This window comes from Actinoplanes sp. NPDC023936, from assembly GCF_040639325.1.
Classification (GTDB): Bacteria; Actinomycetota; Actinomycetes; order Mycobacteriales; family Micromonosporaceae; genus Actinoplanes.
On record NZ_JBEZZR010000074.1, the window covers coordinates 1 to 17993 of the forward strand.

Consider the following 17993-nt stretch of genomic DNA (forward strand, 5'->3'; position numbering starts at 1 on the left):
CCGCCGAATATGAGGCACTACACGCGATGACCCAGCAGGCCACCGCACCCCTGAAAACCAGCTAACCAACTCTCCATCAAACCCGGGGCTTGACAAAGAGCAGGTTGATACCCTCAGACCCAGAAGAAGAGCATCCGGCGCGCAAGCCAACTCGTCCGTCGCCCTCAGGCGCACGACCATCGGGCAGCCCCGGCCTTACTTACTCATAGGCGTCGTTGGTCATCGTTGGTGGATCTTGGCCGACGTCCGACGCCCTAAACACACCCCTGAGCTAAGGCGGCAAGGCCCTGCGCCACACCGCTCCCCAAGGAGTCATCCCGGCCGCCTGGGCGCTCCGCCATGCTGGGCTACCGAAGACGCCTACTGAGCGTAAGTGGGCCCGCCTACCGGTCATCCCTGGAGCCTGCCTGCCCGGCGAGGGCGACTCGCGTCCCTCACGTGAGTTGGAGCACCGACTCACATAACATGACCCTCGTGTTACCCAGCCTTCAATTTACTGACTTCCACAAGTTTCTCGTTAGCGCGGGGGGCCTGTCTGTAGCTGCCGCAGTAGGCCTTCCGCTAGTGATGCGCACTCAGAAGCTGAATCTGACTTCAGCAAAGGATGTGACAGCGCTGCCCCCTCAAACCCAGGATGCCCTTGAACTTCAACAGCAACAGTCACTGATATTGCTGAAAGCATGGCCTTACGCCTCAGGCTTCTTGTTAGCGCTCGGAATCACACTTGTGTTGATTGGTGGTATTTCTTGGCGAAATCGACAAAAAGTTATTAACGATAGAGAATCTGCCGAAATCGACAAAATCCGTGCAGAACGAGAAAAAGCATATCAAGAAACCGTTGCAATTATCCGCTCACATAAAGAAGATCTGGACGAGACGGCCCAGTCCCTCGAAGAGAAGGTGATAGACAGCCAAAGCACTGAGGAGCTATCAAGCAGCGAAGCCGCATCGGCAGTAGGCCCCAAGCCGAGGACGAATTCTTCGGACGTCGCGGTATCCGAAACGCCTGATTCCGCCCTCCAGAAGACGATTCTTGAATTGGATCCGGAATCATCTGCGACCGTTAAGGGAATGGTTCGATTCATCAAGGCACAGCAAGAGGCGATTCATCGGTTCATCGACCTCTGGGGAGGCGAGAACATTGACATTGTACGTGACGTAAGGATCCGAGGAGGTGGACGCGCGGATTTCGTGGTCACTTCGAGGTTGGATCATATCCCTGGCATAGTGGCGGATATCCGAACTTATAGCGAAGGAATGAGCCCGCGGGTGGCTTCTGAAATTGTCAGCAAATGGCTTCGGAGAGCATTCGAAACAACAGCATTAGAATATAACGCCCCTCTGCGGCCCGTGTCCGTCTTAATCTTCCCCGACGCCACTCCGCGCACTAGCATGATTAAAGTGCTCCAAACATTGAATTACACCCTTCGAGGCGAAGACGGTCTCGGCGGAATGGAATGTACGGTTATCCTCAGTCGCGAAAGCGATCTTGCTAACGCCAAATTCGAAACTGACTGGTTCAGTCAGCGAAAACTAACAATTGTTCAGCTTTCCGCGAACTAGTGGGCGCTCCCTCATCCAACGGAGTCAACTGCCTGTAATCGAAGCGCCTGCCGCAGGGCTGCAACCTCGGCGTCAAGACGAGACCGACAGCGCGAGGCGGGGCTCTGCTTGGGCGGCGCGAGCGGCTCGAGAAGCGGGCTGCCTTGAACCCGTACAGGAACCTCTCGCGAGCTAAGTTCAGCGCCGCCGCATGTACGACAGTGGGGCAATCCGTAGGTCATCACGCTGGTTGAAGACGACGCATAGCGCGTATCTGCCGTCGAACTTCGCCCGTGTTGCACGTCTATCCGGATCGGTATCTGATCAAGCTGAGGACAGCGAAGGAATTCGGCGGTACGTTCACAGATTCTTGCCGGGCCAGACCTAGCCGCTCATGAGGGACCAGTCCGCGTCTCCGTCGTTGACCGAGCCGTCGTTGTACTGAGCTGTGTTCGACTTCGGCCATGTGCCATTCGGGAAGCTCGTCGGATCGACGGCTTCGCTATGTAGGGTGACCAGAGCGTTGACTTGCGTGCCCAGGAAGGCGGCGAGCACACCGAGGGCAGTGACAATGGCGGCTGTATTGACGGCACCTGACTCCAGGAAGATCATCGCACCCACGGCGGAGAAGACGGCGGTGCTGATGGCGGCGGTAGCGGCGACGACCTCAGCTATCAGTTTGGCGATCACGCCGGCGACCACGATGTAGAACGCCAGGCCAGCGGCGGCGCACATCAACAGGTTGTCGGACGCGGCCTTGGCAATGGATCCGACGCGGCCAGCGGCGGCGGACTGGGCCGCTGCGGCAGTGAGGTAGGCGCCATGCCCCCGGCCGGACCAGTCCGTATTGTCGATTACTAGGTTCTGGGTGGTGAGATCAGCCGAGATCCCGTTGGCGGTTCCTTTGAAGTCGGTCCACTTATAGGCATCGATGAACATGAAGATCGGTGCGGTGGCGCCTTTGAGCACGTCCAGGATGAAGCTCAGGATCCCGGTCCCTACTTCGACCGTCTTGCGGGCGATCCACTGAAGGAGGTCGCCGAGGACTTCGCCGACGTACCACTGGCTGGAGACCCGGTCGGCGGCGGGAATGACTTCGGCGAGTCGGGCTTCGAACGTCTTCGTCCCCTGTTCGATCTCGCTGATCACTGCCTCGTACTGCGCCATGCTGAACATTGCGTCTCCCGGGTTCAGTAGACATTCCTGATGCGGTGCGCGTTGGCCTGGTCCTCGGCCTCGTACACGTCAGCCACCTGGCGCAGCGTGCTGGCCATCTCCGTCATCGCGGCGGCGCCTTCCGCGCACCGGGAGGTGACGGCACGGACCACCTCGTTGTACGGGCTCACCATGATTTGAAAGAGGCCGGCTTCGACCCGACCGAATTCCATGGTCTCGACTTGGACGCTGAGCACATTGAGCTTCCCGCCCTGGGCCTCCCACACTGTTGCCTCGGCACGCAGTGCATCGGTGGCGACCGAGACTTCTTCTGAACTGGGCAGTGCCATCACCCATCACCGCCACTGGCCCGGTGCTGGACGACGGCGTTCAGCGTGGACAGGGCATCGCCCACCAATGCGTCGAGTTCGGCGCTCGGGTGCGCGGGGGCCGCCAGGTCGTGCAGTGCTCGCCGAAGTGCCGTCGATACGCTCTCGGTGATGGCGCTGCCTGTACGGTCGCGTGCCCACCACGGGTCGATGATGCATCCAGCGATGCCTCCGCCGGTCAGCGTCACGGCAACGTGCTGCCCGGTGTCCGTGCCCGTCACCTCGACGGACGGACACGGCTGTCTCGCTTGGCGTACCGACGCGTGCAAAGCGTTCATGATCTGCTCGTTGAACTCGCCGTCATGCTGCGGCCGTCCCAGAAATGGCCTCACCAGTGGCTTCTCGTCCGGGTTCTCAACGCCCTCGTCCGCGTCCCGCTGCCGGCGCCACCAGCGACTCTCGTCCAGCCTCCCAGCCAACGTCCGGACCGCTGACTGCCCGGCGTCGGAGGCGGCGTCCAGGATCGCGGCGCCGAGTTGATCCGGCTCCAGTCGCTCCTGCCATCCTTCGCGCACACGGATCTCGGTCGGCAACCCGTCCGGACCGAGCACCACCAGCACCCGTCCGCTCACGTCATAGCCCTCCGAGCGCTCAGGCACGGCCGACGCCAACTCTCCCGCAAGCTGACCGAGCTGGGTGGCACGCTGCTGTAGCTGCTGGAGGCATTGCATCAGATCCTGTTGCATCTCAGCGTGCCTCCCCTACTTCGGAGGTGTGCGCGGCCTCCCGCCCGCACAGGGCGATCAGCACGGCCGCGACGACCAGCAGCAGCCCTGCAGAGAGCTGTGGGGTCGCGGAGAACAGGAAGAGGCACCCGACACACGCGACCAGGGCGGCGGCGACGATCGAAAAGATCACGATCACCGTACGCACCGGGGGTCCCGTCCGGCGTTGAGCGATTACGGCGGCAGCACAGACCACGACGGCAGCACCGATCGTCACGACCATGGTCCCAGCGCGGCTGAACAGCGTCGCATCGGCGACGTCCTCAGAGATCGCTACCAGCAACGCCACACCGAGGAGCAAGACCGACGCTGTCGTGCACAGCATCAGCAGGGTGAAGCCGCCGGCACGGTCTCCGCGGCCTGTTTGCCCGACCATGTCCACTCCTCGTCCGCCAGCGTTCGACAGGATGATCTCGAACCAGCTGTCCGGCGCAACTTGGCTACTCAAGTAGTCATCTCGTCACGCGGGTACCTAAGGGCGGAAAGCCGATTCCATTCACAGTGGTACACGCCCGTGACGCTGGCTCGGTTCACGAAGCCGACGGATACATCGTCTGCGGGAATCCGACATTTAGGCAGGCGCCTACACGCGCGCGGCCTGGGCGATCTTCATCCACGCACGGAGGCGCTCGTTATCCGTCTGGGCCAAAGCGGCGATCAGATCGGTCAGGTCTGGCGAACTGAAGACGGCGCTGACACGGAGAGCGAGCACTGCAACGTCGTAGGAATGCTCGCCGGTCATGCCGCGTGGATCGATGAACATCCAGCGGCTGGGGGCATAGGCGAGGATGTTTCCGCTGGAAGCATCGCCATGACAAAGAGCAGGGGTGTGGTCGCAGGTTAGATCAGCGAGTACTTCTAATGCGTCCCTCCGCTCGTCGACCGAGGCAACGGTCGTACCGGGACGCAGATCAGCAAGGTGATCGTCTTCCAGCCGGTCCCGTAGCCAATCCAAGATCGATGGCATTCCCGCCACGGGAGGCGGCTGATCCGCCATGGCTGCCAGTGGCGCGAACAGCGCGTGAGGGGTGACGGTGACCGGATCGGCTCGGCTGAGTGGCGTACCGGGAAGGACCCGGTCCAGCACGCTCCAGGTGCCGTGCTCGGTACTGAACGCCTCGTGCACCCGTGGAGCAATGCTCAGCTCGGCGAGCGCGACAGCGACCGCTGCTTGATCGCTTCCGTGTGGGTCGGGGCTACTGCGGATGACTAGAGGACCGTCAGCGGTGTCAACTGCCACCACGAACCCGTATCGCGCCGACAGCACCTCACGCGGTGTGGCACGGTAACGCTCGCAGATCTCACGGAGCTGCGTTTCGGCCTGTGCGGCCCAGGATTCGGCTGCTCCTGGCCAACGACGACGAACGTTCGCCAGCACGTCGGCTGGCACTGCGATCCGATCGGTCATTGCGCTGCTCTGGCTACCGTGGAACGCAGCTCAGCGGCCAGCACTCGCATGGAATCAATCACGACGTCGGCGCCAGCATCGGCAAGTTTCTGGTGTTTCCCCGGCTTGTTGGCGTAGCCGATCGTGGCGACTCCGGCCGCGATGCCGGCCTCGATGTCCGTGGCGGAGTCGCCGATGAAGACCGTGCTCTTTCGCGGTGCACCGGTGCCATCGAGGGCGCGTTCCAGCAGGAAGGGACGCGGCTTGAGTTGGCGCGGGTCCATGCCGTCGAAGCGAGCAGCCACCCCGACGACGTAGGGACTCAAACCATGCGACTGGAGGTAGTCACAGATGGCCGCGGTGGCGTTGTTGCTGACCACGGTTACGCGGCGGCCAGCTGCTGAGGCAATACGAACTACCTCCTCGGCACCCGGCGTCCCGGCGGCCGACTTCACTGCTGTCACCTCGGCATCGCGACAGGTGTCCGTGACCTTTCCGGTCAGCTCGTCGTCTCCGAGCTCCGCAACGTCGACCAGAAGGCGGAGTGGGTCGCCGTGGGGTTCAGTCAGTTCGGGTGGCAGCGTGCCGCCGCAGTGTTGGCGGATGATCTCGCGCAGCTCGTCCGCGATGGCAGGGGCTGGGTAGCCGGCGAATACGGAGCAGATGGGGCCGTCGAAGTCGATCAGCAGGTGGCGGGTCTGGCCGATGAGTTCGGCGAGTGTCACGGGGTGTACTCGTGGGCGATGGTGTCCCACACGCTGTCGAACCAGGCGCGGGACTGCTGCACGAACTGGTCCCCGGCATCGCCGTCATCGCCGCTGGTGGCGTAGTGGAACAGCGGCACGTCTTTGCCCAGTACGTCGAAGATCGGCACGGCTTGCTTGTCGACCGAGACGGTGTTGCGGACGACCGGGTAGAAGCCGAAGAACACTTCCTCGCGGTTGACGATGTACAGCTTGGACAGGACCGTGGTGCCGTAGGCGCGGATCTCGGTGGTGGCGTTACGGACCAGTCCCAGCGTGGACAACTCCCCCACCGATTCGACGATGGCTTCGGTGTGCCGGCGGGCAATGCGGGCGGCGCGCTCGCGCACGGCGGGGTCGTCTCCGGCTGGTTCGGCGCGGGACGGCACGATCGCTGGCTGGCTCAGGTCCGGCAACAGGATGCGGATCGCGATGGACTCCGGGGTGAGCCGGCCTGCTCGGATTTTGTCTAGCGGTTCCTGGATGGCGCCGTGCAGAGTCTCGCTGGAGAAGCCGGCGAAGTCGATGCTGATGTGCGCCTGCTCGAACGCGGCCTCAATGTGCGGACGTAGACCCACGGGCCGATCCGTCTGGGCACGGACAAACGCACCGCTCCCCTGCCGGCTGATGATCAGCCGGTCCTCGCGCAGGATGCGTAACGCTGTCTTGACAGTCTCGCGGGCGACTCCGTAGCGCTCGGCGAGATCGGTCTGTGAGGGCAGGCGTTCACCGGGTGCGAAGCGTCGAGTCAGAATCGCCGCGCGCAGCACATTGGCGATCTGCTGGGAGGCAGGGCGGGCGTCGTCCGGCTCCAGGTCGTCGAGGTCGCGGGCTTCAACGTTCACAGTCGACAGCTTAAAGCCTGGCTAGCCAGGTTAGGTGATTCGGGACGTTGAGGGTTGCGTATGTCTGGCGAGAGCCTTACGGTCGATCTGACTAGCCAAGCTAGTCAAATTGCTCTCATCGGATCTTGCTCACCCGCATCCCGCTGCGGCTGACCTCGTCCGGGAGGGCGGTCGGCGCCGGGGTGGGCTGGCTTCACGAATCCCACAGAGTCCACCTCGGCGCCTTTCCAGGCTGCTGCGGAGGTCCCGTCATGCCCGAACCGCTCGACTTCGGCGGGCAGACACCGCCGATTGATCCCCCTGCCGACTGCGTCAGCCCGCTGATCTGGCGGCTGGCTCGGCGCTTGTACGCCGATCATCAGCCCGGCCCGGACGGTTGGTGCTTGAACTGCCGGCCCGCGATCGTCTATCCCTGTGTCGCGCGCCAGCTCGCGGACTTCGGTCTTGCCGTCGCGGTGAGGCCGGCCACTGCCGGTCCGCACGTCGCCAACAAAGGTCACCACTGGTGAGCGGGCTGTCGATCTCTGTGCCACCCCACCTGCCAGTTCCTGCCGATCAGCTCATCGGTCGCGTCTTGCACATTCCGGCTGGCTCGTGCCGCTATCGCGATGCCGCCCTGGTTCTGTTCGTGCGGCGCGTGCGGCTCGATATCTCGCGCTGGCATGGCGGCCACTGGGTCTGGGTGGAGGGCGACGAGTTGGCCGATACGGGATACCGGCTGGGATGGGTGCAAGCCCTCGTGCATGTCGACGCTTGCCGCTTGCGCGCGGTCACCGTCGGAGGCGCGGCATGACCGGTATGCCCGCTGGCTCCAGTTCGGCGAAGTACGCGCACATCATCGACGTACTACAGGAGCGGATCGCGCGAGGCATGTATCCGCTCGGGGCGATGTTGCCCAGCGAGGCGCAGTTGGTGCGCGAATTCGGCGCGTCCCGATCGACGGTGGTTCGGGCGCTGGACTACCTGCGGCAACGCGGCTACTTGGAGGGCGTGCAAGGCAAGGGGCGACTCGTCCTCGGTGTGCCTACCCGTCGCCGACCCTCGCCACCGGCGCGAACACACGAAGCGTTGCATGCGCCGGAAGTCGGGAACGGCACTCTTGTTGGCGCTGGCCGCACGCCGGCCTCGGAGCGGATCGCTAAGTTGCTCGCCATTCCGGCCGGCCAGCCAGTGATCGCCCGTCGGCGGATCATGCATGGCGACGAGGTGCGGTGGTCGACGCTTTCGACCGTCCACCTCCCGGCGGTTGCGGCAGCAGGAACCGGGTTCGCCGCGACAGACCCGCTCCGTGAAGGCGTGCTCGATCACTTGGAGCGGCATCGGCGCCTCGCTGCGGCTGACGTTGTCGAGCGAATGTCGCTGCGGCCCGCAACCGCCAAGGAATCGACACTTCTCACTCTCACGCCGGGCGTCAGCGTGCTGGCATTTCTGCTGGTGGTCCGCAATGCGGCGGCATCTCCGCTGCTCACGGTTGATCTTGTCGGCGCACTGCCACCGCAAGGCATCGAAGAACTTTTCTCTCTCCGCCCCTGATCTCACTTGGCTAGCCATGCTGTCCATGTGTAGTCTTCTGTCCAACTTGGTTAGTCAAGTAGTCAAGTCTGACGGAGGGAGTCGTTCGGTGATTCCGAACTCGATCAAGGTGCCGGTTCCGTGGGAGTACGTCGCGCCTCACGGTGCGCTCTGCCTCGGTGTGGAGCCGGCCACCGACTTCGATAAGCGCGGGCAGGGTGACGACCAGCTCCGCGACAAGGAGACCGGCGAGCGGGTCTGGCTGGTCCGGCTTCTCGACCTGGACCCGGAAGCGGGCAAGTTCGGCGGGTCGAAAGAGTTCAAGGTCAAAGTCGTCGCGCCGCAGCAGCCGGTCCCGCCGTCGTCGGCCGTTCCGGGATACCCGCCGATGGTGGAGTTCGCGGACGTGACGTTGACGCCGTACGTGGACTCGCAGAAGTGCAAGGGTGCCGCCGCCAAGTGCCGTGCGCGGCTGGGCTGGTCGGTGCGTGCGACCGCGATGACCGCGCCGCAATCCGCCGGGCACGCAAAAGCCGCCTAGATCTCGTCGCGTCCGGGAGCGGGGCCAACAACCGCCAAGAAGTCATCCCCGCCCCGGCCGCTCAACCACCCACCTGCGAAGGGAAGGGGCTGTGATGCCCAAGGTAGTCGACGCTGCCCGCGTCACCACACGAGATAACACCGTATGGCGTACCTGCACCAGCTGCTCGGAACTCAAGCCGCTGCTCGACGACATCGAGCGCTGCGCAGAGTGCACCGCACCGAAGCCCTCGACCGCTGCTGAGGCCGGCTGGCAGGTCGCCAAGCACTACGCCGAACTCGTCGGCCGTATCAGCGCGTGGACCGACGAGAAGATCCCCGGATTCAGCGACACGGAACGTCTCGCACAGATCCGGCGCCTTCTCGAAGACGGCAAGGCGGTGAAGTGACGATGCCTCTGGTCAACATCATCCGGGGCGAGACGATCCCCGTCGCCCCGCTCAACGTCCGTACGCCGATCGTCAAACTCCCGATCTGGCTTGTCGTTCTGTGGGAGATCGTCAAGGCTCTCGCCTGGCTGGTCAGCACCTACGTCCGGCACGGGTACGCCACGCTGCCGATCACGCTCCTGACTGCCCTCTACGTCGTCCACGGCTGGCAAGCCCTCGCTGCCTTACTCGGCGGGATCATGGTGACGACGACCGGCTGGGCGTTCGCGCACCGGCCGTCGTGGCTGCGGTTCGGCTGGTGGCCGGTCCTTGCGAGGGTCCGGAGGCTGGTCTACCGGCGGCGGTGGATGGCCGCGATGGTCACCGCGAAGCTGTCGATCTCGTACGACAAGCGCACGATCATTCCGGAGATCATGCGGGTTCGATGCCGGGCGGGCTGTGATGAGGTCACGGTCCGGATGGTGACCGGGCAGATCCCCGACGACTTCGCCAAGGCGTCCGAGCGGCTGGCTCACACGTTCGGGGTGCGGCAGGTCAAGGCCATGCCCGGCCCAACCTACGCGACCGTGGTCCTGGTCCTCATGCGCGGCGACGCTCTCCACGCCACGGTGCCGCCGTTGCCGGTGCCGTACCTGCCGGACTTCACCGCTCTGCCGATCGCCGTGCAGGAGGACGGCGATCTGTACCGGCTGCGACTGTTCGGCACTCAGGTGCTGATCGTCGGGGCGACCGGGTCGGGCAAGGGCTCGGTGATCTGGTCCATCGTCCGCGCCCTCGCCGGCGGTGTGACGGCCGGTGTCGTCGAGCTGTGGGGCCTGGACCCCAAGGGCGGCATGGAACTCGGCATCGGCCGGCCGCTGTTCGCCAAGTTCGCTTCACGGGACTTCGCCGAGATGGCCGCCCTGATCGAGCAGGCGGCGGCCACCGCACAGCAACGCGCGGCCCGGCTGGCCGGCCGGACCCGCCAGCACACCCCGACCGAGGATGAGCCGTTGATCGTCCTGGTCATCGACGAGCTGGCGAACCTGACCGCCTACCTGACCGAGCGACAGCTTAAAGACCGGATCAAGGCCGCGCTCGGCATCGTCCTTACCCAAGGCCGCGCGGTCGGCGTGCACGTCGTCGCCGCGATCCAGGACCCCCGCAAAGAGGTCTTGCCGGCACGCGGGCTGTTCCCGACCCGCATCGGACTGCGGCTTTCGGAACCCGCTGAGGTCGACATGGTCCTTGGTGACGGGATGCGTGACCGTGGCGCCCTCTGCGATCGCATCCCGCAGACCCAGCCGGGCACCGGCTACGTGGTCCTGGAAGGTGACCCCACCCCCATGCGGGTCCGGCACACCTACTGCGACGACGAAACCGTGCGCGACATGGCCGACCTGTACGGCGAACCGGTCGGGGGTGCGGCATGAAGCTCGATGCGGAGCGGATCGAGACCCTGACCTTGGCCGGCATCCTCACCATCGTCGCCGTGGCGGCCGGGTGGGCCTCCTTCTCCCACGTGCATGACTGGACGATGCGCCACGCCCCGGCCGGGACCCCGGATGCCTTCGGCTGGGTAAACGCGGTCATCTCCGAACTCGTCCCGGTCGCGGCGCTGCTCACGATCAAGCGGCGCCGGCGGACCGGCGTCCCGATCGGCTACCCGCTGTTCCTGCTTGTCGCCGCCGGCACGCTCTCCCTGGCTGCTCAACTCGCCGTCGCACAACCCAGCCCGTCGGGCTGGCTGCTATCCGCGGTGCCTGCCCTGGCGTTCATGGCCCTGGTCAAGCTGGTCTTCAGCGCCACCGCGTCGACCACCACACCGCAGGAGCCAGCCTCCGCCCCGGCCCCGGCAGCAGTAGCGGTCCCGGCCCGCCCGATCACCCGGCCCAACGGCGTCCCCGTCATCGGGCAGGTGACCCGTTGACGATCCCGACCATGCCCACCCCGGCCGAGACGACGACGCCTCGGCCGGGCTCCCGGGCCGCCCGCCTCGCCCAGCCCCGCGCGATCGACGCTCTCAAAGACCTCGCCATCGACCACGGCGTCTGCATCCACCCGATCGCGCTGCGCCGCACCGACCTGACCACCGGCAAGACCGAACTCATCGACCTGCCCTGCGGCGCCACCCTCGAAGCCAAGTGCCCGCCCTGCGCCAAGCGGGCACGCAGGCTGCGGCAGGTACAGATCCGCGAGGGCTGGCACCGCACCGACGAACCGCTCCCCGGACCGGCCCCGGCTACCGCTCGGCAACGCGACCTGATCACCGCACGGGCACACCTGGAATTCGAGCGGGCCGCGCTCCAGCTCGCCGCGATGGACCCCGACGACCGCGCGGCGGAGCTGGACCGCATCGACCTCGCCATTGGGGCGGTCGAGCAGGAGATCGCCGCTGAAGGACTGCGCGGTAGCATCGCTCCCGGCCACACCCGCGACGACCAGGGCGACGACAGCACCCCTCGGCGGGTCCGGTCCACGAAACGGCGGCCGGACGTGCCCGAGCTGCCCCGCCAGAAGGTCGACCCGCGCACCGTCGGCCGCACCTACACCGGTTCGGACGGGGTCGAGCACCGGCCCTCGATGTGGCTGACCCTGACCCTGGACAGCTACGGCCCGGTCCACTCGATCCATGCCGGGCGGCCGTGTGCCTGCCGTCGCCGGCACACCGACGATGACCCGCTGCTCGGCACACCCGTCGACCCCGCCCGGTACGACTACCGACGCGCGGCCTGGGACGCCGTCCACTTCCCCCGGCTGCTCGACCGGTACTGGCAGAACCTGCGCCGCGCCGTCGGCTGGAACGTCCAGTACGCGGGCTGTGTCGAGCCGCAACGGCGCCTCGCTCCGCACGCGCACTTCGCCATCCGGGGCACCGTTCCCCGCACGATGCTGGAACTCGTCGCCACCGCGACCTATCACCAGGTGTGGTGGCCGGCCGCCGACCGGCTGCGGTACCCGATCGACCGGCCACCGACCTGGGACACCAACGCCGAAGCGTGGGTGGACCCGGACACCGGCCGCCCGCTGGCGACCTGGGCAGAGGCCCTGGACGCCATCGACGACGACCCGGAAGCCGAACCGGCGCACCTGGCTCGCTTCGGCACCCAGGTCAAGGCCAAGGGCGTCGACCCCGGCACCCGCGACGCGGAGCGCACGATCGGCTACATCACGAAATACATCACCAAATCCGCGGTGGACTGCCACACGGCCAGCAGCGACCCCCAACGCGCCCACCTCGACCGCCTCTGGCACGAACTCCGCGTCACCCCCTGCTCCGAACGCTGCGCGAACTGGCTCCTCTACGGCATCCAGCCCAAGAAGGCACACGGACGGCTCCGACCCGGCCACTGCAAGGGACGCGTGCACCAGAAAACCACCCTCGGCATCGGCGGCCGGCGCGTCCTGGTCTCCCGCGACTGGTCCGGCAAAACCCTCGCCGACCACCGCGCCGACGCACACGCCTGGGTCAAGGCAGTGCTCGGCGTCGCCACAGACACGGACACCTCCTCCGACGAGCCGCCACCGTCAGTCGCCTGGGAGATGGCCCGTAACGAAGATCCCGACCTACCCGCACTCGAACACCGGCTCTTGCGAGCGATATCCCAGCGCATCCAGCGCCGGGCGCAACTGAACACCGCTCGGCAACGGGTTGGCAGCGACCCGCCCGCAGATGTCTCGGCAACCGACGACACACCGACTGCTGGCTACGGGGAGGACCGATGAACGAGTTGCTGACCGTTCCCGAGGTGCTGGCCGAGCTACGGGTGTCGCGCTCGACCTGGTTCTACTGGCGGCAGATCGGCAAGGCGCCGCGAGCGATCAAGCTGCCCAACGGCGAGCTTCGCATCCGGCGGGCCGTGCTGCACGAGTGGCTTGGCGATCTTGAATCGAGTGCGGCATGAAGAGCTTCGAGTTTCAGACCTGGGAGATCACGAGCCGCAAAGATCGGAAGACCAAGCCGTGGCGTGTCCGGTGGGCTGTGGCCGGACGCCGGTTCGAGGACACATTCCGGACGAAGGCACTCGCGAACTCTTTCCGAGCTGAGCTGATCAAAGCCGCCAACAACGGGGAGCCGTTCGACACTGAAACCGGGCGCCCGATGGCGGAGACGCGAGCGCTCAATGCCGTGACCTGGTACGCCCATGTACGCCAGTACATGAAGGTCAAGTGGCCTCGGCTGGCGGCCAAGTCTCGGCGGGGCACCGTGGAGGCGCTGACGGACGTCACGATCATGCTTTCGGCAAAGAGTCGGCGAGGTCGGCCGAGTGATGCGGTGCTACGAGAGGCGCTGTACCGGTACGCGCTCAACCCGATGCGCTGGGAGGACGACGTTCCGGAAGCACATGCCACCGCTCTCGCCTGGCTGGAGCGAGCCTCGATGCAGATCACGGAGCTGGAGACGACTGCCACCGTCCGACGGGTGCTCGACGGGCTCTGCGTTCGGCAAGACGGCAAAGCGGCTGCGGCCAGCACCATTGGCCGCAAACGAGCAATCTTCTACAACGCGGTGGGCTACGCGGTCGAACTCGGGCGCCTCGACGCCAACCCGATCGACCGCATCCAGTGGACCGCTCCGCAGGTCGCCTCGGCCATCGACCGGCGGGTGGTCGCCAATCCCGGCCAGATCGCGGCGCTGCTGGATGCCGTGAAGTCGCTCGGCAATCGCGCCGACCGGGTGCGGGCATTCTTCGGATGTCTCTACTACGCCGGCACCCGGCCGTCTGAAGCTGCTGACCTTCGCCAGCCGGACTGCGAACTCCCCGGCCGCTGCTTGGACTGCGATGCCGATCTGACGGATGTCACCGCACCTCCGTCTGGCTCCTGCCTTCACGAGAAGATCGAGTACGGCTGGGGCCGTATCACGCTGGCCGAGACCGCACCTCGATCAGGTACGGCCTGGACCGACGACGGGATGCCTCACGAGCGGCGCGGCCTCAAGCACCGGGCTCGTCAGGACACCCGCGTGGTGCCGGTCCCGCCGCAGCTCGTCGCCCTGCTGCATCACCACATCGGGGAGTACGGCACGGCACCGGATGGCCGGCTGTTCCGGGGCCTGCATGGCGGCCCGCTATCGGAGTCGGTGTACGACCGATGGTGGAAGCTCGCCCGCGCCCAGGTCCTCAACGACATCCAGGTTGCCTCTCCCCTGGCTCGGCGGCCCTACGATCTCCGGCACGCCGCCGCGTCGCTATGGCTGAACGCCGGAGTTCCGGCTACTGAGGTAGCCCGGCGACTGGGTCACAGCGTCGCGGTTCTTCTCCGGGTCTACGCCAACTGCATCGACGGCGGGGATGCCGGAGTGAACGATCGCATCGGCGGTGCGCTGGGGTGAGGATCTGCCCACGGTGGGCGAACCGTGGGCAAGTCCCTTCGCTGGGCACACGGTCGGACGGAAATCACCTGGTCAGACCCACCGACAGACCCAAGATCTAGCGCTCCCTGTAAATCCGTCGCGAAAGCTACAGAGGTTCGAATCCTCTACCCGCCACTGGGAAATAAAACGGCCCTGGAGCTGCGGAAACGCGCTCCGGGGCCGTTCTCGTTTCGGCGTCACCGCGTGTCGCCGCGTGTCACGGTGTGTCAGTGCGGATCGTGGAGCGCTGCTGCTTTGCGTCATTCTGTGGGGCCTGGGGCGTCCGCTGGTTTCCGTGAAGCGCGGGCTTTACCCCCGTTCCCGGCACGCGGGGTGCGGATCGTGGAGCGCTGCTGCTTTGCGTCATTCTGTGGGGCCTGGGGCGTCCGCTGGTTTCCGTGAAGCGCGGGCTTTACCCCGGATCCCGGCACGAGGGGTGAGGAATTCGGGCGCCGTGAGGACCCGGCGCACGGTTCCGGGGCGGCGGCGGGACAGCAGCGGAGCCACAGCGGGCGGCAGCGCGAAGCCACGGCGGGACGAGGTGGCGGGGCGGCGGGACGGCGAGGCGGCGGGACGAGGTGGCGGGCGGGGCGGCGGGGCGGGGTGCTGCTCAGCCATGCACCTGTCGCCGGCGGCCGCCGGGCGGCCTTGCGTTGCACCCTGGTCGCGCGGGTGCCGCGGGCGTTGTGGGTGCGGTTGGGGAGTGGTATGCCCGTACCCGAAAGATTGATACAACCCGGCCTTCCGAACCGGCGTCTATCTAAGTGACGGCAGAACGGGGAGCGGGATGGACGAGGACTATCTGGCGTATGTCAACGGGCGGCTCCCGGCGCTGCGCCGGCTGGCCTATCTGCTCAGCGGGAACCGGGATCAGGCCGATGACCTGGTGCAGGAGACGATCACCAAGCTGTACGCCCGCTGGCCGAAGGTCTCCCGTGCGGAGAACGTGGACGCCTATGTGCACACGATGATCGTGCGGACGTTCCTGGACGAGAAGCGGCGCGGGTGGTGGCGGGTCGGGTTGTTCGCGTCGGCACCGGAGCGGGTGGAGTCGAGTGGGGCGCCGGGGGTGGAGCAACGCACGGTGCTGCGGGCCGCGCTGGCCAAGGTGCCGGCCCGGCAGCAGGCGGTGCTGGTGCTGCGATTCCTGTGTGACAGGTCGGTGACCGACGTCGCGCAGATCCTCGGGTGCTCGGAGGGGACGGTGAAGAGCCAGACGTCGCACGGGCTCGCCGCCCTGCGCCGGATTCTCGGTGACAACGGACCGGCGCTGCAGGAGACCCGGTGAAGGGGGAGAGCGGCATGAACGAGGACGAGTACGGGACGCTGCTGCTGCGGCCGCTGGACGCCGAACCGGACGCGACGGGGCGGATCGACGTGGCGAAGGCCATGCGGAACGGTCTGCGGGCCCGGCGGGTACGGACCTGGTCCACCGGCGCGGCTGTCACGGCCGGCCTGGCCGTCGCGGTGACGAGCGGGATCCTGGTGCTGCGCCCGCATCCGGAGGCGCTGCCGCCGCCACTCCCGGCCGACCCCGGGGTGCCGGCCGCCTGCACGGCCGCGGAGCTGCCACTGGGCACTGCGACATCGGCGTCGGTGAACGGCGGTGACCCGACCGGGAGTGTGCTGGTCGGCGAGACCGAGCCGGTCGCCGGGGGCGATGGAGACGTGCTGGTGTGGCGGGACGGGAAGCTGACCGAGCACGTCACGTACTCCGGGCCCACCGTGTCGATGACGGACATCAACACGGCCGGGATCGCGGTCGGCGCCACCACCGAGGGGAACGTGATGCCGTACGTGCTGCACGACGGCACGGTGACCCGGTTGAAGGGCATCGGCAACGCGGCCGCCATCAACGAGGCCGGGCTGATCGCCGGGGACGCCGAGACGATCCAGGGTGAGGGCGCCCCGCAGCGCTGGGCGTCGTGGACCGCGGAACCCGAGGCGATGCCGATGCCGGCCGGGTACACCGCCGGCACCGCCTGGGACGTCACCGAGGACGGCACGATCATCACCTCGCTCTACGGGGGTGAGCTCAGCGGCATGTTCCTCTGGCACCGCGACGGCACGGTGGAGGCGGTCCAGGCCCCGCAGCCGGAGAAGGACGACCAGAAGGTGTACGTCGAGCCACGCGCCTACCACTACGGCTGGATCTACGCCGAGGTGCGGATGCTGCTGGAGCCCAGCACGCGGCAGCCGGCGGCCGTCCGCAACCCGCGCATGTTCCGGTACGACCCGAGCAGCAAGACCTGGGAGAAGCTGCTCGACCAGGTGACGGCCGCGCAGATACCCGGGCCGCACCGGAAGGCGGACTGGTTCATCCAGGGTGAACCAGCGGTTTACGTCGGCAAGCAGGTCATGTCCCTGCCGCTGCTGGAGAAGTACCCGGACGACTCGTTCGGGGTGAGCTTCATCAGCGAGAACGCCCGGATCGTCGCCGGATCCAACCTGAGCGGCATCGCCGCGGAACGCCCTGTCCAACCGGTCATCTGGCGCTGCCGGTAGTCCGGGACAGTCGCTGCTCGATCTCGCTGCGCGTCGACGGGGGCAGGGCGTCCGCGACCAGCAGCCGGGGCAGCCGGTCAGGGTCGTGCATGTAGATGCCGAACGCCTCGGCCACGGTCAGCCCGTGGCCGGGGCGTTCGCGTACCTCCACCCGGTCGCCGGCCCGGATCTCGCCGGGCGTCAGGATCCGCAGGTACACCCCGGTCCGGTTGGCCTCGGCGAACCGCTTCACCCAGCGCGGCTCGCCCATCCGGTGCTGGAACGTCGCGCACGGGATCCGGCCGAACGTGGGCTGCAGGACCACACCGGACGGGAAGTGCCACTGCTCGCCGATCACCGCGCCGAGCATGTCGATCCCCTCGGTGGTCAGGTTCTCGCCGAACATGCCGTTCGGCAGCTCCCGGCCGAGTTCGGCCTCCCACCAGGCGTAGTCCTCCCGCCCGTACGCATAAACGGCCTGATCGTCACCGCCGTGGTGCTGGGTGTCGCCGATGAAGTCGCCGACCACCCCGCTGTGCAGCCCTGCGTTCTTCGGGCCGGGCGGCCGCACCGCGATCGGGCCGTCGATCGGCCGCTTGCCGATGCCTGTGACACCGACGCCCTTCGCCGGGTTGGGTTCGGACGATCCGACGTTGACCGAGAGAACGATGCTCATGAGCGCAAGCTTAGGGCCCGTTTCGTAAAGGGGGCAGGAGCGAGGCGAGGTCCAGGTGTCGTCTGGGTGTGCGGCGCGGGCGCCCAGATACCGGGGTTGTATCTGGGTGTTCGCGACGTGCGGCCAGACGGCGGCTGGGCCACGCCGCAGCCCAGCCATCCTTTACGAAACGGGCCCTAGCTTGAGTTTTAACGTACGGCTGGGTGGCATCGACCCTGGCTGATCATGAGAACAGCCCTTGATCGATGATCTTCTTGTCTAGGGAAGAGAA

At 66.5% G+C, this 17993-nt stretch carries 21 protein-coding genes; 13 read left to right on the plus strand and 8 right to left on the minus strand.

Features of this window, described 5'->3' with window-relative positions:
• The first annotated feature begins 465 nt into the window (after window positions 1-465).
• On the plus strand, window positions 466-1563 hold the full coding sequence (locus AB0F72_RS41455) for a hypothetical protein (RefSeq protein ID WP_360444569.1): 1098 nt from the start codon (window positions 466-468) through the stop codon (window positions 1561-1563).
• A gap of 363 nt (window positions 1564-1926) precedes the next feature.
• Here the strand turns inward: AB0F72_RS41455 and AB0F72_RS41460 are convergent, their stop codons facing one another.
• The 7 genes from AB0F72_RS41460 to AB0F72_RS41490 form a co-directional block, all read right to left on the minus strand.
• Window positions 1927-2718: a hypothetical protein gene (locus AB0F72_RS41460; RefSeq protein ID WP_360444572.1), complete on the minus strand. Its 792-nt coding sequence runs from the start codon at window positions 2716-2718 to the stop codon at window positions 1927-1929.
• A gap of 14 nt (window positions 2719-2732) precedes the next feature.
• Window positions 2733-3047 carry a type VII secretion target gene (locus tag AB0F72_RS41465; protein ID WP_360444575.1) on the minus strand — a complete coding sequence of 105 codons (315 nt, stop codon included), beginning with the start codon at window positions 3045-3047 and terminating at the stop codon, window positions 2733-2735.
• Entirely contained in the window at window positions 3047-3772 is a 726-nt protein-coding gene (locus AB0F72_RS41470; RefSeq protein WP_360444578.1) for a hypothetical protein, read from the minus strand. The genes AB0F72_RS41465 and AB0F72_RS41470 overlap by 1 nt, the downstream gene beginning before the upstream one ends.
• A gap of 1 nt (window position 3773) precedes the next feature.
• Window positions 3774-4259, minus strand: coding sequence for a hypothetical protein (locus AB0F72_RS41475; RefSeq protein ID WP_360444581.1), 486 nt, complete (start codon window positions 4257-4259; stop codon window positions 3774-3776).
• Window positions 4260-4394: 135 nt separating this feature from the next.
• Complete coding sequence (locus AB0F72_RS41480) at window positions 4395-5219, minus strand: phosphotransferase (protein WP_360444584.1); 825 nt, start codon at window positions 5217-5219, stop codon at window positions 4395-4397.
• Window positions 5216-5923, minus strand: coding sequence for an HAD family hydrolase (locus AB0F72_RS41485; protein ID WP_360444587.1), 708 nt, complete (start codon window positions 5921-5923; stop codon window positions 5216-5218). Before AB0F72_RS41485 ends, AB0F72_RS41480 begins: the two co-directional genes overlap by 4 nt.
• Window positions 5920-6786 (minus strand): winged helix-turn-helix domain-containing protein, encoded by an 867-nt coding sequence (locus AB0F72_RS41490; protein ID WP_360444589.1) that lies wholly within the window; start codon window positions 6784-6786, stop codon window positions 5920-5922. Before AB0F72_RS41490 ends, AB0F72_RS41485 begins: the two co-directional genes overlap by 4 nt.
• Before the next feature lie 251 nt (window positions 6787-7037).
• On the opposite strand from AB0F72_RS41490, the gene AB0F72_RS41495 reads away from it, so the two are divergent.
• The 12 genes from AB0F72_RS41495 (at window position 7038) to AB0F72_RS41550 (ending at window position 17067) form a co-directional block, all read left to right on the plus strand.
• Window positions 7038-7295: a hypothetical protein gene (locus AB0F72_RS41495; RefSeq protein ID WP_360444592.1), complete on the plus strand. Its 258-nt coding sequence runs from the start codon at window positions 7038-7040 to the stop codon at window positions 7293-7295.
• The gene (locus AB0F72_RS41500; RefSeq protein ID WP_360444595.1) at window positions 7292-7579 is read left to right on the plus strand and encodes a hypothetical protein; all 288 of its coding nucleotides are present in this window, start codon (window positions 7292-7294) and stop codon (window positions 7577-7579) included. The genes AB0F72_RS41495 and AB0F72_RS41500 overlap by 4 nt, the downstream gene beginning before the upstream one ends.
• Complete coding sequence (locus AB0F72_RS41505) at window positions 7576-8319, plus strand: GntR family transcriptional regulator (RefSeq protein WP_360444598.1); 744 nt, start codon at window positions 7576-7578, stop codon at window positions 8317-8319. Before AB0F72_RS41500 ends, AB0F72_RS41505 begins: the two co-directional genes overlap by 4 nt.
• Before the next feature lie 88 nt (window positions 8320-8407).
• Window positions 8408-8839, plus strand: coding sequence for a hypothetical protein (locus AB0F72_RS41510; RefSeq protein WP_360444601.1), 432 nt, complete (start codon window positions 8408-8410; stop codon window positions 8837-8839).
• A gap of 94 nt (window positions 8840-8933) precedes the next feature.
• Window positions 8934-9227, plus strand: a complete 294-nt coding sequence (locus AB0F72_RS41515; RefSeq protein WP_360444604.1) for a hypothetical protein — start codon at window positions 8934-8936, stop codon at window positions 9225-9227.
• 2 nt (window positions 9228-9229) lie between these two features.
• Window positions 9230-10639 (plus strand): FtsK/SpoIIIE domain-containing protein, encoded by a 1410-nt coding sequence (locus AB0F72_RS41520; RefSeq protein WP_360444624.1) that lies wholly within the window; start codon window positions 9230-9232, stop codon window positions 10637-10639.
• On the plus strand, window positions 10636-11136 hold the full coding sequence (locus AB0F72_RS41525; RefSeq protein ID WP_360444607.1) for a hypothetical protein: 501 nt from the start codon (window positions 10636-10638) through the stop codon (window positions 11134-11136). Before AB0F72_RS41520 ends, AB0F72_RS41525 begins: the two co-directional genes overlap by 4 nt.
• Window positions 11137-11147: 11 nt before the next feature.
• On the plus strand, window positions 11148-12932 hold the full coding sequence (locus tag AB0F72_RS41530) for a replication initiator (protein ID WP_360444627.1): 1785 nt from the start codon (window positions 11148-11150) through the stop codon (window positions 12930-12932).
• Window positions 12929-13111, plus strand: a complete 183-nt coding sequence (locus AB0F72_RS41535; protein ID WP_360444610.1) for a helix-turn-helix domain-containing protein — start codon at window positions 12929-12931, stop codon at window positions 13109-13111. Before AB0F72_RS41530 ends, AB0F72_RS41535 begins: the two co-directional genes overlap by 4 nt.
• A complete protein-coding gene (locus tag AB0F72_RS41540) occupies window positions 13108-14541 on the plus strand; it encodes a tyrosine-type recombinase/integrase (protein WP_360444613.1) in 1434 nt (477 codons plus the stop codon). Before AB0F72_RS41535 ends, AB0F72_RS41540 begins: the two co-directional genes overlap by 4 nt.
• An 808-nt stretch (window positions 14542-15349) precedes the next feature.
• Window positions 15350-15850, plus strand: a complete 501-nt coding sequence (locus AB0F72_RS41545; protein ID WP_360444616.1) for a SigE family RNA polymerase sigma factor — start codon at window positions 15350-15352, stop codon at window positions 15848-15850.
• Between the two features lie 14 nt (window positions 15851-15864).
• On the plus strand, window positions 15865-17067 hold the full coding sequence (locus AB0F72_RS41550; protein WP_360444619.1) for a hypothetical protein: 1203 nt from the start codon (window positions 15865-15867) through the stop codon (window positions 17065-17067).
• Here the strand turns inward: AB0F72_RS41550 and AB0F72_RS41555 are convergent.
• Window positions 17048-17722, minus strand: coding sequence for an MOSC domain-containing protein (locus AB0F72_RS41555; protein ID WP_360444622.1), 675 nt, complete (start codon window positions 17720-17722; stop codon window positions 17048-17050). The genes AB0F72_RS41550 and AB0F72_RS41555 overlap by 20 nt on opposite strands.
• Window positions 17723-17993 lie beyond the last annotated feature (271 nt).